We start from the raw sequence: 14,491 nt of genomic DNA on the forward strand, positions 1-14,491 counted from the left end.
GATCAGTATGAAAAAGAATACTATGCAGCATTAGATGAAAGAGCTGAAGCTTTAGCAGGGTAACTCAACATTAAAAGGGCATATTTAATTTGTACTTTTTCTTGACATAGGACCAAAGTGCAGAAACGTGACATCGAAACCGGGAAAGCTGCCGCTCAGGGCGGTGCTACCTTGGAAGGCGCAGAATTTACCATCACCAGCTTAAATGCCAATCCGGTGATCGTGGACGGGGAAACCTACGAAAACGGGGAAATCGTCCTGACGCTTGTGACGGATGAGAAGGGGCTGGCTTCCACGGCGAAAGATGCCCTGCCTTACGGCCATTACCGGGTGGATGAGACAAAAGCACCGGAAGGGTATCTGAACGAGGGCCGTATCTCCCTGGAATTTGACATCACGGAAGACGGCAAGATCGTGGAACTGACCGAAACCGGCTCATCCATTGAAAACCAGGTCATCCGTGGGGACCTGGAGCTTGTTAAAGTCAGCGACGGGGATCTGTCCCGTCTCGCAGGCGTACCGTTTACTATTACTTCCAAAACAACCGGCGAGAGCCATACCATCGTGACCGATAAAAACGGTTATGCCAGCACATCCGCAGAGTGGAACAAACATACCTCCAATACCAACCGGGGTGAGACTGCGGAAGACGGCATCTGGTTTGGAACCTCCGAGCCGGATGACTCCAAAGGTGCCCTGATCTATGATACTTACACCATCGAAGAACAGCGCTGCGAAGCCAATGAGGGCAGAAACCTTCTTACCTTTGATGTAGAAGTGTACCGGGACTCTGTTACCATCGACCTGGGAACGCTGACCAATGACAAGGTGGAGATTGCTACAACCGCACTGGATAAAGAAAGCGGCTCCCATATGGCAAAGCCCGATGACAAGGTAACGATTGTGGACACGGTTGAGTATGAAGGGCTGAAAAAAGGCGTGGAGTACCGGGTGGTCGGCACGCTCATGAACAAAGAAACCGGGGAACCTTTTGAAATTGATGGGAAACCGGTCACAGCAGAGACGACCTTTACGGCGAAAAAATCTACCGGCAGCGTGGAAGTAGAATTTACCTTTGACGCTACGGGCCTTGGCGGAACTACCGTGGTCTGCTTCGAGGAACTGTGGCAGGATGACCTGAAAATGGCTGTTCACGCCGATATCGAGGATCAGGACCAGTCCATCTTCTTCCCGGAGATCGGTACTCAGGTGAAAGATTCCGAAACCGGCCTTCAGATGGCTCACGCGGATGAGGAAGTGACACTCATTGATACCGTATCCTATTCCAACGTACCCGCCGGAGAAGAGCTTACCCTGCAGGGAATCCTGATGGATAAAGAAACCGGGGAAGCATTGGAGATTGACGGGGAAACCGTGACTTCTGAGCTGACCTTTACACCGGAAAGCACGGAAGGGACCGTGGATGTGGAGTTCACTTTCAACGCCACGGAAGCGGCAGGCAAGACACTGGTTGTCTTTGAATCTCTATATTATGGGGAGGAAGAAATCGCTTCCCACCAGGATCTCGATTCACCGGAGCAGACCCTGGTCCTGCCTTCTGTCAGCACCACTGCAAGAAATCCGGAACTTGGGAACCAGACCGGTCTTGCGAAAACGGAAGCATCCATTACGGATACAGCCGAATATACCAACCTCATTGCCGGGGAAACCTTCACGATCCGCGGCACGCTGATGGATCAGGAAACCGGCGAAGAGCTGCTGATCGATGACAAGCCCGTAACGGCTGAAGCAGAATTTACCCCGGAGGAGACTTCCGGAACCACCGAGCTGACCTTTACGTTTAACGCAGAGGCACTGGCCGGAAAAACACTGGTGGTCTTCGAGGAAATCTTTTATAAAGATCAGGTGGTTGCGTCCCACAGGGACATTTCTTCCGATCCGCAAAGTATCTACTTCCCGCAGATCGGCACCTCTGCCACAGACGGGGAGGACGGGGATCAGGAGATCCTGGCCGACAGCGAGGTAACCATCAAGGATACGGTTTCCTATGAAAACCTGATTCCCGGGGCATCCTATCTCTTAAAGGGCGTGCTGATGGATCAGGAAACCGGGGAAGAACTGCTTCTTGACGGCAATCCGGTCACGGCTGAAACCGCATTTACACCGGAAGAGCGCAGCGGCTCCGTAGAGGTTGTATTTACCTTAGACGGCAGCTCCCTTGCAGGAAAATCCCTGGTTGTCTTTGAAACCCTCTACTATGTAGATGCAGACGGGACACAGCGGGAGATCTGCTCTCACAAGGATATTGACGATGCGGGACAGACCGTACATCTCTCCGAAAATCCTCCGGAAGTACCGGAAGAGCCGACGGAAACACCTTCCGTTTCTAATCCGGTCAAGACCGGGGATGATGCACCCATCCTTCTTTACCTTGGCATCGGGGCAGGCGCTCTTGTCCTTGCCGGGACACTGACCTTCCTGTATCTGCGCAGACGGAAACAGAAGGATAACCAGTAACCCACACATTGACTCTAACAGGCGGTTCCTATTACTGAACCGCCTGTTTCTATGGAAGGTGACAGATATGGAACGAACCCACTGTACGGCGGATGCCAGGCATATCCGCCATTTCCTGGACTGTTGCGAAGGGAACTGGCACCAGTGCGTATATGTGCGCTGCGTTTCCTGCAAAACTCCGGGATATTGCAGACAGCCGGACTTTTTGTATCATCCGGATCCGGAGGGGAAGCCCTGTATCCTCCTCATGAGGGATGCCAGGCTTCTTTTCGCCCGGCTTCCGGAGCCCACCGAGTGCGCCGGCGCATTGACCATGGAGCAGTTTATCTCCCTGTACCGGCTTTATCTGGAGAAAGAGGGGCTGCTTGACGCCCCCTGTCTTCCGGAAGCACTGCTGCGTCTTCAGGAGGCAGCCTGCTATGACTGGTAAAGTTGCGTTTTGCAGGGCTTCTACGTATGGGATAAGTAAGAAAACGAAAGGAGGAGCATCACATGAGTTATCTGATTCTGATCATCTGCTGGATCGACAGGACATTTACCACCCTGATCTTTCTCCCCATGCTGTATATCCTGTACCGGAAGTTCCGCCCCACAAAGCCCTGGACGCCCCGCACCATGCGGCTGTACCTGGTCTGCAAGGTTCTGGTGATCCTGTTTCTGGTGCGTATCTTCTGCGCCGGATTCATCTTCACACCAGTCAACTATGAGCGCTTCACGGACAGCGGCCTGTTTCCGCTGATCAAGGCCATCTTTTACTCGGACTGGCCGTAAAAATGGTGAAACGTGCCATTTGGTCCGGATCTGGGACCAGTTTCGGCGCTCATCCTATGGGCATCTGTCACCTTTATCCTTACACTATAAGTAAGCAATACGTAGAGAATGATAAACGTATGCCGTACTTATGCCATACGTATGAAATTGAGGTGAACAGACTATGAAACAGAAGAAATCCATCCGCTGCCCATACTGCGGCGGCACTGCCATCCTCCGGGACGCTTCCTTCGTCTATGGGGAGAAGTCCTACGGCGGCAAGGTTTATGTATGCAGCAACTATCCCAGGTGCGACGCCTATGTAGGAGTCCATCCCGGAACCCGGATCCCCAAAGGCACGCTGGCAGACCAGGAACTTCGGAAGAAACGGATGCTGGCACATCAGATCTTTGACCAGATCTGGCTGAGGGGGATCTTAAGCCGCCCCGACGCCTATCACTGGATGGCGGACAAGTTCTGCCTCTCCGATGAGCAGGCACACATCGGGATGTTCGGGAACTATATGTGTGACCAGGTGATCCGGGAGTCCAAAAAACTTCTGGCAAACCAGCGCCCCCGCCTTCAGGCGGCAGGCTGAAGGGAGGGAAATGCGATGGTAAAGCCCATGACACCCGCCCAGAAGCAGCTGGCGGAAGATCATATGGATCTGGTCCCAAAGATCATCCGCTCAATGACAAACGGAAGCCCTTTAACCAGCGAGCAGCGGCAGGAACTTTGCCAGATCGGATACCTGGCCCTGTGCCGGGCAGCCGTCTCCTGCGGGGAAGGGTTCCCCTTCACTCCATACGCTGCAGCTGCTATCCGCAATGCCATTTATGACTCCTGGCGTCACGAAATCCGGGGAAAAGATCTTTTCTGCCCGCTGCAGGAAGATCTGCTGGATGCTATGCCGGCCCTGCAGATTGGCCAGGAGCAGGAAGCAATGCCGGATGCAGCGCCCCTGGCACTGAAAGATACGGCGGCAGGTGCTTATCTGGAGACGCTCAAAGCCTCCCAGTGCAGCACCATCCAAAAAGGCATTGAGGCCCTCTGCTTCCAGCTTGAGGGTTACTCGGCCAAGGAGCTGTCCGCTCACTACCAGGTGCCTTCCAACCATATCCGGGCCTGGCAGAGCAAAGCCCGCAGATTTTTACAGCAGGATGCAGCGCTGTGCGCTCTGTTATCCTGAACGATAAAGGAGGAACTTTTATGCTTACGCTCTATACCGCTGTCGGCAGTCTTCAGTTTGTAAATGTGAACGGGAAACCGGTCCCCCATGTGATCAATAATCAGAAGGAATACGGGATGTCCAAAGAAGAGCTTCTGGTGTGGAGCTGCCTGGCCTTCCAGATCCTGACCTATCCGGAACTGGAGCGGCTGTTTGAAAAGAACTGTGCGGACTCCGGCCAGTCCATCTCTCTGCCGCTGTCCCATTACCTGAACCGGCTGCTCCTGCGGGGCCTCTTGGTAAAAGGGATGGGAGTAAGCGCTGTGGACGCCCTGTACCGGCTTCTGGGAACGCTGACCATCACACCCGTCGAGGACCGTTTCCTTCCCCGGCTTGCCAGTGTGTTCCTGCTCTACACCAAAGGGCAGGTGCGTTTAAAAGACATTCCCCGGCTCCTGCGTAAGACAAAATGTACGCCCACGGAGCGGGAAGTCCTGGCTCTTGCCGGGAAAGCGTCTCTGTCCACGGCAGAGCTGCTGCTCAGTATGGAGCGGGGCGTCCTGATCCGGAAGGAAGAGGATATCCTGGAAAAGCTCTACACCTCGCCGGAAGACACCTGCAGCACCCTTACGGATACCGTGCAGATCACCCACGCCCAGTATCCCATCCTGCAAGCGGTCAGCAACCTGTACCTGAACCAGAAGATCCTGTTCCAGAAGATTTGATCCGAAAGGAGAACCCTATGCCGAAACCATTATTCACCCGGCTGGCTGCCATCTGTGCAGTCGGCCTTTTCTGTGTCCTGTTTGGAGGCGTTTATGCCCTGTCTCAGAAGGATACCATCCTGCTGGTCATGAGCCTGCTTCTTGGAGTGTGCTGCATCATCCGCTTCCTTCTTTTATATCGTACCATCAAGACGGAAGACTACCTGATCCTGGAAGGCACCTGTGTTAAGCGGGAGAAATCGCCCCTCACCCGGAATCAGCAGGTGTTGTTCCGTACTACGGAAGGGAAAGAATACCGCTTCAGCCTGGAAAAAAATACCCGGCTTCTGGCTGGCCACAGTTATCGGCTTTATTTTAAAAGAGAATACGCGCTGGAAGAAAATCCAGGAAAAGCACTTCACGATCCGGCGCTGATCGGTTACGAGGAACTGGTGGAAGTATCTGCAGAAGAATAAAGTAATTTTAACAATTTGCTTCCATCCATTGATTGTTTTCTGATAATAAAGTAGAATATTTTATGTAATGTAACTTAGACTATTTTCACAGGAACATAGGAGGTGCATCATGTTTCGCGCTCACTATATGTTAGCATTTGGCCACTACGAGCAGGCTACTAATGAATTAGCAAAAGCCATGACAATGATGGAACATCATGACTATAAATCTGCGTATCTTCATTTCAACGCATCTGCATCCCAGGGGCTCCGCACAATATCCGCTATAGATCTGCAGAAAATGATTACAAAGGGTACAAATGCGGGTTTGAATAGGTTGCATAGAAATGTTCCTGATTTCTCAGCCGGAATCCCATCCGTAGTACGGCCCGCTTCCAAAGTACAGGATGATCGATCTTCAGAAGCCTTTCCAGACGTAAGCAAAGAAATGGCGGAAGAATCTATGACGAGGGCAAAAGAACTGCATCGGACTGCCTCCAGGCTTTTATTCCAAGAAAAAGTACACTGTGGATAAACAGACACCACTCTTAGACTTCTTTACGATTTTCATTGAAAACATCCCAGGAGATCACTCTCCGGGGACATCCACAAATTTGTATCCGACTCCCCACACGGTCTGGATATATTCTTTTGTTGTTACCTCTCGCAGCTTCTTGCGGATATTACTAATGATACAGAACACCGCACTGCTTACATCCACCGGCTCCTCTTTCCAGACTGCCCGATATATCTGTTCTTTTGTGTAGACTCTTCCTGGCTGACTGGCGAGATAAACAAACGTCTGAAATTCATACGTTTCCGTCAGAGGAAGCACCTTCCCCTGGTAAGAAATCTGGTGCTTGACTGGATCAATGCAAAGACCGGAATACTGAAGAACCTTATCACTCCCTATCGCTGGCTCCTTTGTATCAAATTTCGCCAGGATCTGCTCTGTCACCTTTCCAGCTGGATCCGTGGTACGGAGGATGATTTCAATTTGCCTCATCTCTCACCAGCTTTCAAATGACTACAAATTAACGACATATTATTTCAGTTATCGGCTTATATTCATCATCTACAACTTATTTATTAACTTGGTGTTTTCTAAAAATCCAATAACTAATTGCAGAAAATATAACAGCTCCGGCACCGTTTACTATCATTGCCATATCTGGCCACCTTATTACCACATTTCCTATACTGTAGGCAGTATAGGACTGGAAAGAGAAATCTGCAATTTTAGATGGGAATAAAGACAATATACGACTCCAGGTATATCCTCCGGTATCTGGTGATAAAAAGGTTGGGATGATTATTAAAAGAAAAGCAATAATAATAACTCCATATGTGTTTTTTAGTAATGCAGACATTAAAAGCGTTATTCCCACTATCCCCAGAGTAAAGAAATATGCTAAAACCAATGCATAAATAACTGCCTCTCCCATTGTTAAATGATATCCCACGGATACTGCAGGATATTTTAATTGGATCGGTAGGTCTGCTCCATCAGTTCCTAGAAGACCAAGATATACTGCTGAATAAATTAATGTAATTCCCCAGTATACACAAGTCGTAAATAGCCATACTGTAATGATTTTGGCAAATATCAATTTGCTTTTTCCATATTTCATACATAGTATTAGCGAGTCACATTTTGATTGATATTCCCCGGAAAAAATCGGTGCAATCCCGATGCAAATAATCATCATAATCAGAACAGGCCATGTCAGTGCATCTAAAATCATGTCCCAGCCTTTGTGATAACCATATTGATATTCCGGTATTTTTTCCACTTCACGCTCCCAATAATCTGCTTCAACAGGCGTAAGCTGGCCTCGCTCTTCTCTTAATTGAATATATTTCTGGTCTCTCTCAAGACGTGCTTGTATAAAATCTTTACCGACATTTTCCTCAAAAACATCCTTTATGTCCATACTACTGCCAGGTTCCTTATATACATTTGAAATTAAACTCAGTAACTCTCTGTTGGACTGATAAAAAGTTCTATATTTTTCTTCAGACAAGTAATGGTACGCTTCGTTATTGGAATTAGTATCAGGGTTATTAGCGTACTCTAAATACTGATTTACAATTTCATTCACTCTATCCTGTGTTAATTCTTGCCGCTGCTGAGTATCTTTCAAAACTTCAACAGCTTGCATTCCACTTACAGTCTGGCCATTTTGATCTGTTGCAGTAATTTGAATAATGCTTGAATAAACACAAAAAACCAAAAATAAACAACATCCTATAACTGATATTTGTGTCAGTCTGCTTTTCCATATCTTTTTCCATTCATATTTAATCATTCCACCCATTAATTTCTGTCACCTACTTCCATCTCATCCGAAAAATACTTCAAATACAAATCCTCCAAAGTTGGTTCAACATTAATAGCCCCCTCAATTGGAGCTTCTAAAGACACAATTCTGGCATCAACATAATTCGCTAATGCATGTGAATTTGCTATACAAAACTGCGCTTCAAATTTTGTCCAGTCTTTATTTGGAATATGGCAGGACCACACCTCTCCTTTCACTTTATCAAGTAGCTCTTCTGGTGTTCCCTGCAAAATAAAGCTTCCTTTTTTCATCACAAGTACCTGATCAGAAATATATTCTATATCCGATACAATATGTGTCGATATAATGATAATTTTATCTTTTGACATTTCAGATATGATATTTCGGAAATACGCACGTTCTTTAGGATCTAACCCTGCAGTCGGTTCATCTAAAATTAAAATTTTAGGATCATTTAACAGAGCTTGTGCAATACCCAATCGTCGCTTCATCCCTCCTGAAAAGGTTCTGATTTTCCTATCTGCCTCTTTCTCTAAATTAACCAGCTTTAATAGTTCTCTTGTTCTTCTCTTTGCATATTTCGGCTGCAAACCTTTAATCGAAGCAATATAGAGCATAAAATCCTGCGCTGTAAAACCTGGCGTATATCCAAACTCCTGCGGTAAATATCCCAATAAATCCCGAAACCGCTCTCCCATCTGTAAATTATTTTCACCGTTTACTTTAACTTCTCCAGATGTAGGTTCAATGATTCCGCAGATCATTTGTAAAAGCGTTGTTTTTCCTGCGCCATTGGCACCTAAAAACCCATATACTCCTTCTGTTAATACCGTATCAATCTGTTTTACCGCAATTTTATTTTTAAATTGTTTAGACAGATGTTCCATAGCTAATTTCATCCAGATTTCCTCCTGTCTTTTTAAAAAGTCTGTGTAACTCTATTATCGTGCCCCCCAAAGCTATTAGCCCTATGCCTAACCACATATTAAAGTAAGATGCCTGGTATATTCTTATATCCGATATTTTGGAAATTATAATTATACAATTTAAACATACTCCCCAGGTTAAAGAATACAGCGAAACATTCTCCTCCCTGCACCTATTTAAAATCATCAAGCATCCAAAGCACATAATGATATAAGGCACTATTCCATATAATATTACCTGCCAAATTATAGTTTTCTTAAATATAGACATTCCTAACGCCATGCATACGAAAAAAATCAAATCAAATAATCCGAATGTTATCAAACGAACCATAAGCACTTTGCCAAATGAGTTTTTGGCTGTCATTTGTATTTCTACCATTCCTGGCTGAAATATGTTACATATCTCATTCGCATTAATTAAACATAGCGCAGGACCAGATACTGCGATCAAGGTCCATGTCCAACCGCTAATATCAATTTGTTCAGTGCTGATTACATATAAGATCATGATAGAAATAATAAACTTTAGAAGCCATGTTTTCTTATTAATAAATCGTAACTGGTTTATAAAAAATTCTTTATTACACATCCGTTGTTTTTCTGGATACAATTTTACTGCCTTAGCCTTCATAATAGTTTCTTCATATTTCCGGATGTCGTACAAAGGCACCTCTATTTTCCCCAGTTCTTTCATTAACCGTTTATCTATCATATTTCATAACTCCAATCTATTTTTCAGCGTTTTTTCAGCATTTTTCAATTTATATCGAACAGTAGATGCAGGAATATCTATTATCTGGGAAATATCTTTAATTCTGAGTTCCTGATAATATCTCAAAATAATTATTTCCTTGTCTAAATCATCCAAAGAGTCCAATGCTTCCCAAATGCTCATTTGCATTAACTTTTTATCTATGCCGCCATCATCATATCCTTCTTCCACTAATTTCAAATTCACATTTTTGGTTTTACGGATGTAATCCCTGATAGAATTTTTTGCGATAACATATAAATAGTTCTTCAGCCTACCATATTCTTTATATCTATCTATTTCCTTTATGAACTTTAAAAACACATCCTGAGTAATATCTTGAGCCACCTCCCTATTTCTCACATGATAAAAACAATATCTATATATACATTTATAGTTTTCTTGTATCAGCGTCTCTATCTCACCCTCATCGAAGATAAGTTTTTTCACAAGCTTTTTTTCAAACACAAAAATTCTCCTAGTTTCATCTATCTTGTTCTCGTTTACTTCCTTTTATAAGGTATAACGTTTGAAAACAAGAAAAAAGCAACTTTTAATCAATTTTTTTATTTTTTGTAGAAAAATCCCAGGAGATCACTCCCCTGGGACATCCACAAATTTGTATCCAACTCCCCGCACGGTCTGGATATATTCTTTTTTTGTAACCTTCCGCAGCTTCTATCGGATATTTGCAATGATACAGAATACAGCGCCACTTACCTCCACCGGTTCCTCCTTCCAGACTGCCTGGAAGATCTGTTCTTTTGTAAATACTCTCCCTGGCTGACCGGCAAGGTACACCAGAGTTTGAAATTCATACGTTTCCGTCAGAGGAAGCACCTTCCCCTGGTAAGAAATCTGGTGCTTGACTGGATCAATGCAAAGACCGGAATACTGAAGAACCTTATCATGATCTGTCGCTAGTTTCTCTGTATCAAATTTCGCCAGGATCTGCTCTGTCACCTTTCCAGTTGGATCCGTGGAGCGAAGGATGATTTCGATCTGTTCCATTACGCATCACCTGTTTAAAAGTCGAAAGACATTATTTCGTTTCAGTGTTAATCAAAGCTTTTATTTTTCCGATCAAATCATAATCGGTTTTGCAACAGAAAACGCCACCATAAAATTTTGTCTGTTTTTTAAACAGGCAATCATCATCGCCAGACATAAGCAGGAAAGGGACAGGGATTCCTTTTTGACGAATTTCTACGAGTAAATCCAGTCCTGTGCCATTCTGCATATTGTAATCAGAACAGATTGCATCGACTTTTTGATGTTCCAGTAATCGCAAAACATCTGTTCCCCCTGTTGCTATATAAACCTCAAAATACTTTTTAAAGTAGAGACCAGAAAACCTAAAAAATCCAAAAGGACTGCTACACGACAGTTTTTCTTTTGCCGTCGCCCGACAGGAAATAGCTATATTTTCTTAAAGTGGCAAATCCTTTCGTCTAAATCCCAACAATCCAATTGTCAGAAAAATAGCAGTTAATCCCAACAAAACCACAAGGCTAATAACCGAAACAATATTTCCATTGACAAGCTGCCTTGGATTGAACAAACTCAATGGATTGCAGTAAAGAAGAATTTTGGCATTATCATATACAGAAAAAAACATCTGCATAATGATGAACAACGAAATTCCCCCGGCCCCACAGCCGATTGAATATTTAACATCATTGAATAGACAAGCAAACATAAAGCAAAACGCCGCAATGAATAATTGCAGGGCGAGCAAGCCTAAATTTAGTAATAAAAACCGGGGTATATCCAATGCGCCTTTGAACATCATGGAACAGCATACAATCATCAATCCTGTATTGAATGCGATCATCACAACCACCCCCAAAAACAGATTGACCCATTGTGTTATAACAATTTTCGTTCTGCCATGCTTTGAATTTAGCAGATAGGCAAGTGATCCATTTTCCACATACTTTGCAAGTAGGCGATAGCACATTACGATACTGTAAATGAACGGTGTAACAATCAAAACAAATTTATACAGGTATGTAATGATGAAATCCAGCAAGGTCGTCCCCATATCCTGCATACCGAATGCAGCAAGAACAACCGGCATACTTTCCTCTAATGATTCCAGACTGTCCTTTAGTGATGGATCATACATTGCCACCAGTGTGACAGCATACATTGCAATGATACTTAAAAAAATAACATATAATTTATAGTTCGCTTTTACTTCTTGTTTCATCAATGAGCGGATCATGCTTTAGTTCCTCCATAATGCTGCATAAATACTTCTTCGATTGTTTGGTTTCTTACTGCTATATCTTGCACATCGTAATGTACTAATTCATGCACAAGATCATTGACAGAGCTATCCAGTAGAAAAGATACCTTATAATTTCCATCAAATGTACTGTCAGCATGAACCCGTGTAAATGCCTTTGCAAGTTCAGGGGTTGCAAAGGTAATCGTGTAGTGCTTTTTGTTCGTACCTCGAATACTCTGGATACCTTTATCGGCAATCAAGTGTCCGTCTTTAACCATCAGCACTCTATCACAAGTGTTTTCGACTTCTTCAAAAATGTGGGACGACATAAATATCGTTTTCCCTTTGTCTTTTTCTGATTTTATAAGCTCGACAAACTTATTTTGCATAATAGGGTCTAATCCGCTGGTCGGTTCATCTAAGATTAACACAGACGGATTGTGCATAAATGCAACGACTAACCCTAATTTCTGTTTTGTCCCCTTTGACATTTTTTTGATCTTGATACGAGTATCTAATTCAAAATAATCTACGAGGTGACGAACCTGTTCTGTGGAAACATTCTCTTTTGTTTCCATCATAAATCGGATGAACTCATTGCCAGTCATTCGGTCATTCAAGAATGATATTTCTCCCGGTAAATAACCAACTTTTGATTGTATTTGCTTTGCCGCAGAGAACGTATCCATATCAAAAATTTTAGATATACCCTGCTGGGGATGGATAAATCCCATCAAATGTCTTATGGTCGTTGTTTTGCCCGCACCGTTTGATCCCAGAAATCCAACAACCTCTCCTTGGTCAACAGTAAAACTTAAATCAAAAATTCCTCTATAGTTTCCATAGTCTTTTGTCAAATTGTGTACTTCAATCATCTTCATAAGTATTCCTCTTTATAACTAATCTGTTTAATCATTGCTTTCCATTTTTCAAATTCCGCAATAGCTTCCTCAAACACAATCGGTTGATTAGTTCGATGCTTTTCGGACAGATACCCCTCGGATAACCACGAAAACATTTTGTAAATGTACTTCGGATCAATGTCCTCTTTGAATCGCGAAAAGTCAATGTTCTTGAAGTATTCATCGAATGTGGTATCAAAATTTTCAGCGAGATAATCATTAACCGAAGCCGAAACTTTTTCGTCTTGAAAAAGAACCATCCGCAGCGAAAAATCATACATATAAGGATAGTCAGACCATATTTTCAATTTGGTTCTTATCCCGAAGTCCAACATATCGAAAAAATCAGTTATGGCACTCATTTCCGCTACATCTACTGCTTCCAAAGAAACTTTGCTGCAAAAATCGCACAGGTAAAGATAAAACGTTTCTTTATTTTTGAAGTAGTAAAATAACAGTCCTTTAGATATTCCTGCTTTTTCAACAATCAAATCAGTGTTTGCCTTTTTATATCCGTATTGCCCGAAACATTCCAGTCCTGCGTTTATAATCCGCATTTTCTTTTCGGACGGTAATTCCTCAAACTTCTCCGCAGACAATTTTCAGACCTCCTTTGACTATTTCAGTCAATTCCATTCTAATACGTTGACTATTTTTTTCAAGGTCCCAGCAATCACTTCTTTAGCCCTTCCCGATATTTTCTGCAAAAATACTATCCGTTTCAATTCAGCAATATATTGTTTGAGTGCATATATTGTTTGATGTTTGATTGCATATATTGTTTGATTGCATTTGACACCCACTATATCTTGTGCTACTATAATCTTGTATTTGAGTTTTTGTGTCATCCCGAAATGGGAGTCTGGGCCATTCACCCAGGACACATGCTGTTTAAGTTGGAAAATCGTGTCATTATAATGCCGTTTTTTACGGCACTGTAATGGCACTTTTTTTATTTTCACTATTATTTATTTTAACGCCCAAAGAGGCAGAAAGGAGAATTTCTATGTCAGCAATCATCATTTTACCAGGGAGGCCGACAACGGATCCTGAGATCGTGCAGGCAAAGAACAGCAACACGACCTATACGACTCTGGACATCCCCTGCCCCCAGCGGGGAGCGGACGGAAACAAGGAGAACGTATTTTATTCCTGCTATTTCAATTCTTATCTGGCAGACCGCCTGATGAAAGCAGGTGTAAAAAAAGGCACCGGACTGATTATCATTGGAGATCTGGAGCTGCATCCCTTCGTTCATCAGAAGGGGAAAAACCAGGGAAAACCAAACTCCGGCCCCAGCGTGGTTGTCAAAGACTGGCAGTTTGCGCCCTTGACTTATGACGATGAAAACGGGACCAATCCCGGTGTACCCGGAGGCGTTCCTCAGAACGGCTACGGACAGCCCGGAGGAGCTCCTGTTCCCAATCAGCAGGGCGGATACCCGACACCCGCACAGGGAGGCTATCCACAGGCATCCGGTGCTCCTGCCGGCAATTATGCACCTGCAGGCGCCGCACCACAGAACCAGAATGGATATGCACGGGGAGGACAGGGAAGAACAAATGTTCCACAGGGGAACGTACCGCAGAACGGTTACAGACAGCCCCAGAACGGCTATGCTCCGAATCCTGGAAGCGCACCGAATTACGCACAGGGCAATCCGAACCAGCAGCCTTCCGGCGGCTATGCTCCTGGAAACGGGGCAGCTCCGGGAACACAGGGCGGCTATCCGGGAGATGGATTTACCCAGGTTACAGAACAGCAGGCTGAGACACTTCCCTTTGTCGCTTGATGCCGACGCACAAAAAATTTCATAAG

Annotated in this window: 19 protein-coding genes; 9 read left to right on the forward strand and 10 right to left on the reverse strand. The window is 44.4% G+C overall.

Annotated elements, in window-relative coordinates; all coding sequences use genetic code 11:
* The first annotated feature begins 117 nt into the window (after positions 1-117).
* From B5F87_RS14590 to B5F87_RS14625, 8 genes are all read left to right on the forward strand, one after another.
* Positions 118-2,478 carry a VaFE repeat-containing surface-anchored protein gene (locus B5F87_RS14590; protein ID WP_087282303.1) on the forward strand — a complete coding sequence of 787 codons (2,361 nt, stop codon included), beginning with the start codon at positions 118-120 and terminating at the stop codon, positions 2,476-2,478.
* A 67-nt stretch (positions 2,479-2,545) separates the two neighbouring features.
* Complete coding sequence (locus B5F87_RS14595; protein WP_087282305.1) at positions 2,546-2,908, forward strand: hypothetical protein; 363 nt, start codon at positions 2,546-2,548, stop codon at positions 2,906-2,908.
* Positions 2,909-2,970: 62 nt separating this feature from the next.
* Complete coding sequence (locus B5F87_RS14600; protein ID WP_087282307.1) at positions 2,971-3,249, forward strand: hypothetical protein; 279 nt, start codon at positions 2,971-2,973, stop codon at positions 3,247-3,249.
* Between the two features lie 163 nt (positions 3,250-3,412).
* The gene (locus B5F87_RS14605; protein WP_087282309.1) at positions 3,413-3,826 is read left to right on the forward strand and encodes a DUF3268 family zinc-finger domain-containing protein; all 414 of its coding nucleotides are present in this window, start codon (positions 3,413-3,415) and stop codon (positions 3,824-3,826) included.
* 15 nt (positions 3,827-3,841) lie between these two features.
* Complete coding sequence (locus B5F87_RS14610) at positions 3,842-4,417, forward strand: sigma-70 family RNA polymerase sigma factor (RefSeq protein ID WP_087162279.1); 576 nt, start codon at positions 3,842-3,844, stop codon at positions 4,415-4,417.
* Between the two features lie 20 nt (positions 4,418-4,437).
* Complete coding sequence (locus B5F87_RS14615) at positions 4,438-5,121, forward strand: hypothetical protein (protein ID WP_087282311.1); 684 nt, start codon at positions 4,438-4,440, stop codon at positions 5,119-5,121.
* Between the two features lie 17 nt (positions 5,122-5,138).
* On the forward strand, positions 5,139-5,576 hold the full coding sequence (locus B5F87_RS14620; RefSeq protein WP_087282313.1) for a hypothetical protein: 438 nt from the start codon (positions 5,139-5,141) through the stop codon (positions 5,574-5,576).
* A 109-nt stretch (positions 5,577-5,685) separates the two neighbouring features.
* Positions 5,686-6,090: a HEPN domain-containing protein gene (locus B5F87_RS14625; RefSeq protein ID WP_087282315.1), complete on the forward strand. Its 405-nt coding sequence runs from the start codon at positions 5,686-5,688 to the stop codon at positions 6,088-6,090.
* A gap of 54 nt (positions 6,091-6,144) precedes the next feature.
* On the opposite strand, the gene B5F87_RS14630 is transcribed toward B5F87_RS14625, so the two are convergent.
* From B5F87_RS14630 to B5F87_RS14675, 10 genes are all read right to left on the reverse strand, one after another.
* On the reverse strand, positions 6,145-6,561 hold the full coding sequence (locus tag B5F87_RS14630; RefSeq protein WP_087282317.1) for a response regulator transcription factor: 417 nt from the start codon (positions 6,559-6,561) through the stop codon (positions 6,145-6,147).
* 76 nt (positions 6,562-6,637) lie between these two features.
* Positions 6,638-7,873 carry an ABC transporter permease gene (locus B5F87_RS14635; RefSeq protein WP_087282319.1) on the reverse strand — a complete coding sequence of 412 codons (1,236 nt, stop codon included), beginning with the start codon at positions 7,871-7,873 and terminating at the stop codon, positions 6,638-6,640.
* Positions 7,873-8,757: an ABC transporter ATP-binding protein gene (locus B5F87_RS14640; protein WP_087282321.1), complete on the reverse strand. Its 885-nt coding sequence runs from the start codon at positions 8,755-8,757 to the stop codon at positions 7,873-7,875. Before B5F87_RS14640 ends, B5F87_RS14635 begins: the two co-directional genes overlap by 1 nt.
* The gene (locus tag B5F87_RS14645) at positions 8,729-9,499 is read right to left on the reverse strand and encodes a hypothetical protein (RefSeq protein WP_087282323.1); all 771 of its coding nucleotides are present in this window, start codon (positions 9,497-9,499) and stop codon (positions 8,729-8,731) included. The genes B5F87_RS14640 and B5F87_RS14645 overlap by 29 nt, the downstream gene beginning before the upstream one ends.
* Before the next feature lie 3 nt (positions 9,500-9,502).
* Positions 9,503-10,006, reverse strand: a complete 504-nt coding sequence (locus B5F87_RS14650; RefSeq protein WP_158097058.1) for a sigma-70 family RNA polymerase sigma factor — start codon at positions 10,004-10,006, stop codon at positions 9,503-9,505.
* 210 nt (positions 10,007-10,216) lie between these two features.
* The gene (locus tag B5F87_RS14655) at positions 10,217-10,549 is read right to left on the reverse strand and encodes a winged helix-turn-helix domain-containing protein (RefSeq protein WP_242964497.1); all 333 of its coding nucleotides are present in this window, start codon (positions 10,547-10,549) and stop codon (positions 10,217-10,219) included.
* 31 nt (positions 10,550-10,580) lie between these two features.
* Entirely contained in the window at positions 10,581-10,961 is a 381-nt protein-coding gene (locus tag B5F87_RS14660) for a response regulator (protein ID WP_343215684.1), read from the reverse strand.
* A gap of 6 nt (positions 10,962-10,967) precedes the next feature.
* A complete protein-coding gene (locus B5F87_RS14665; RefSeq protein ID WP_087162312.1) occupies positions 10,968-11,765 on the reverse strand; it encodes an ABC transporter permease subunit in 798 nt (265 codons plus the stop codon).
* Entirely contained in the window at positions 11,762-12,652 is an 891-nt protein-coding gene (locus B5F87_RS14670) for an ABC transporter ATP-binding protein (protein WP_087162313.1), read from the reverse strand. Before B5F87_RS14670 ends, B5F87_RS14665 begins: the two co-directional genes overlap by 4 nt.
* A complete protein-coding gene (locus tag B5F87_RS14675; RefSeq protein ID WP_087282329.1) occupies positions 12,649-13,272 on the reverse strand; it encodes a TetR/AcrR family transcriptional regulator in 624 nt (207 codons plus the stop codon). The genes B5F87_RS14670 and B5F87_RS14675 overlap by 4 nt, the downstream gene beginning before the upstream one ends.
* 407 nt (positions 13,273-13,679) lie before the next feature.
* Here B5F87_RS14675 and B5F87_RS14685 point away from each other — a divergent pair, with 407 nt between their 5' ends.
* Positions 13,680-14,465, forward strand: a complete 786-nt coding sequence (locus B5F87_RS14685) for a single-stranded DNA-binding protein (RefSeq protein WP_087282433.1) — start codon at positions 13,680-13,682, stop codon at positions 14,463-14,465.
* Positions 14,466-14,491: the final 26 nt, after the last annotated feature.

The organism is Eubacterium sp. An3, from assembly GCF_002159465.1.
Taxonomy (GTDB): domain Bacteria; phylum Bacillota; class Clostridia; order Lachnospirales; family Lachnospiraceae; genus Anaerobutyricum; species Anaerobutyricum stercoris.

What these genes read in the sequence shown, in the direction of transcription:
- B5F87_RS14595 (WP_087282305.1), top strand. Translation starts at nt 2,546, where the DNA reads ATGGAACGAACCCACTGTACGGCGGATGCCAGGCATATCCGCCATTTC.
- B5F87_RS14600 (WP_087282307.1), top strand. Translation starts at nt 2,971, where the DNA reads ATGAGTTATCTGATTCTGATCATCTGCTGGATCGACAGGACATTTACC.
- B5F87_RS14605 (WP_087282309.1), top strand. Translation starts at nt 3,413, where the DNA reads ATGAAACAGAAGAAATCCATCCGCTGCCCATACTGCGGCGGCACTGCC.
- B5F87_RS14610 (WP_087162279.1), top strand. Translation starts at nt 3,842, where the DNA reads ATGGTAAAGCCCATGACACCCGCCCAGAAGCAGCTGGCGGAAGATCAT.
- B5F87_RS14615 (WP_087282311.1), top strand. Translation starts at nt 4,438, where the DNA reads ATGCTTACGCTCTATACCGCTGTCGGCAGTCTTCAGTTTGTAAATGTG.
- B5F87_RS14620 (WP_087282313.1), top strand. Translation starts at nt 5,139, where the DNA reads ATGCCGAAACCATTATTCACCCGGCTGGCTGCCATCTGTGCAGTCGGC.
- B5F87_RS14625 (WP_087282315.1), top strand. Translation starts at nt 5,686, where the DNA reads ATGTTTCGCGCTCACTATATGTTAGCATTTGGCCACTACGAGCAGGCT.
- B5F87_RS14630 (WP_087282317.1), bottom strand. Translation starts at nt 6,561, where the DNA reads ATGAGGCAAATTGAAATCATCCTCCGTACCACGGATCCAGCTGGAAAG.
- B5F87_RS14635 (WP_087282319.1), bottom strand. Translation starts at nt 7,873, where the DNA reads ATGGGTGGAATGATTAAATATGAATGGAAAAAGATATGGAAAAGCAGA.
- B5F87_RS14640 (WP_087282321.1), bottom strand. Translation starts at nt 8,757, where the DNA reads ATGAAATTAGCTATGGAACATCTGTCTAAACAATTTAAAAATAAAATT.
- B5F87_RS14645 (WP_087282323.1), bottom strand. Translation starts at nt 9,499, where the DNA reads ATGATAGATAAACGGTTAATGAAAGAACTGGGGAAAATAGAGGTGCCT.
- B5F87_RS14655 (WP_242964497.1), bottom strand. Translation starts at nt 10,549, where the DNA reads ATGGAACAGATCGAAATCATCCTTCGCTCCACGGATCCAACTGGAAAG.
- B5F87_RS14665 (WP_087162312.1), bottom strand. Translation starts at nt 11,765, where the DNA reads ATGATCCGCTCATTGATGAAACAAGAAGTAAAAGCGAACTATAAATTA.
- B5F87_RS14670 (WP_087162313.1), bottom strand. Translation starts at nt 12,652, where the DNA reads ATGAAGATGATTGAAGTACACAATTTGACAAAAGACTATGGAAACTAT.
- B5F87_RS14685 (WP_087282433.1), top strand. Translation starts at nt 13,680, where the DNA reads ATGTCAGCAATCATCATTTTACCAGGGAGGCCGACAACGGATCCTGAG.